The 1,934-nt window shown below is 42.1% G+C and carries 1 protein-coding gene; it reads right to left on the reverse strand.

Going from position 1 to position 1,934, the window contains the following annotated elements; genetic code table 11:
- A partial coding sequence (locus ACT3RM_RS17645) for a TonB-dependent receptor (RefSeq protein WP_444511484.1) occupies window positions 1–1,765 on the reverse strand: 1,765 nt, incomplete at its 3' end.
- Between the last annotated feature and the right edge of the window lie 169 nt (window positions 1,766–1,934).

The raw sequence follows: 1,934 nt of genomic DNA on the forward strand, positions 1-1,934 counted from the left end.
GGTCGTCATCAATAGGACCTGATTGAACTTGACCATTCACATCAGCAGGCCAGCTACAAGCGCCTACAGCGGCATCTGGATGATTACAATCGATACTTTGTGCAATATTAACTATTTCATCAAAATCAGCATCGTAATAGTAATTTAATAATTTGTCGCTGCCGCCACCTGAAAATCCATCCAATAAACCGCTGCTATCAGTGCGCGAGAATAAGCTGTCGTCGTACCAATCAGCTGATGTACCCCACCAACCCGCGGCTAACTGGCCTGAGTAAGCTGAGGTTGTACGAAAATCTATAGTGGTGTGTGAAACGCCAAAATTAATACTGGCTAATGCGCCACTGTCTTCGTTATACCATGTACCTTTCAATTGATATTGATCAAGGTCATTAGTGTTTACTTCTTTACTAACACCAGCAAAGAGAGTGCCTATATCGCTTGGTAATAACTCGGCTTGGCCATTCGTGAGGGACATACCAATAAGTGGAATATCTGTTTGGCTAAAATCAGCTGTTTTTTCATCAATGGCTGCAGTTGGGTTTTCGCAATCGATGCATGAAGTATTACCGATGATCATGTATGCGTCTTGGCCTAAGCCTGTTCCTGCACTGGTTGCTGATGAGTTATGTGCATCAAACTCAAGGTTCAATGTATCTGTTACTTGCCAGTCAAGGTTTAAACCTAACGATTTATTTTCGTTTTCTGTTGAACTTCTATTGAGGTTTGTTGAGTAATCGCCACCATACTCAGAAATTTGAGTATAAGTGCCGTTCTCATTAATATTTGCTGAGCTTACATTCCCGCCATTATTAAACCATACACCAAAACTACGGCCTTCTTTTTCTAGCTCAAGTTTAGAGTAAGTGTAATCAACCGTTGCGACTAGGTCGTCAGTTGGTGCGTATTGCAGAACAAGTTGTCCATTAGTACGTTTACGGCTGTTATCTGAAAAAGAGTATCCCGCATTTTGTGGGTACCAAGTGGTACCATCAGCGCGTTGGTTATTATCTGTCACCGCGGCATTCGATGAAGAAATATCAACATTTGGGATCCAGTTATCAACCGCCATTGATTGCTCGCGGCTATCGCGCTCTTGTACAGAGCCGGAAATTAAAATGCCAAACTTATCATCATTAAACGTGTTGCTGTAAATACCTGAAAGTTCGGGGGTTACATCATCACCGGTTTCGTTTGATGTGTCATAAACTGCTTTAGCACCAATAGATGCATGCATACCAGGATTTGACAGAGGTTTTGCGGTCGTAATATTTACCGTTGCGCCAATACCTCCACTTGGGGCGCTTGAGCGCGCTGTTTTATATACTTCAACACCGCTGACGCTCTCTGTGGCAATATCACCAAAATCGAACGAGCGACTACCAGTGGTAGGCATTTGACGATCATTTAGGGTGACTAAGTTAAACTCAGGGCCAAAACCACGAACGGTAATTTCGCTGCCTTCGCCGTTACTGCGATTAATCGATACGCCGGTGATACGTTGCAGTGATTCAGCAAGGTTGGTATCAGGAAATTTACCAATATCTTCAGAAGTGATGGCATCAACAACACCAGCAGACTGACGTTTGATATCCATCGACTTAACTAAACTGCCTCGAATACCAGATACTTGAATGACTTCGATATCACTTGCTTGGTTGTTGGGCTCTTCTTCGGCAACTGCGGTGTGAGGAATTAGCGCACTTAGTCCCATTGCCATAGAGAGGCTCAGGGCTAGCTGCTTTTTCTTAAAATGTGTGTGATTCATGCAAATCTCCAAATCTGGTTTTATTTTTATACGTTGCTATCATTGTAAGCGCTTACATTTTATTTCAAAAAAATGCCAAACCCGAGTTTTCTTAATGTAACCGCTTACATTAAGTTAGTATAAAGTTACATAATGGTCAATACCAATCACCATTTATAAATGCGTTAAA

The organism is Pseudoalteromonas sp. AOP7-A1-14, assembly GCF_052376275.1.
Taxonomy (GTDB): domain Bacteria; phylum Pseudomonadota; class Gammaproteobacteria; order Enterobacterales; family Alteromonadaceae; genus Pseudoalteromonas.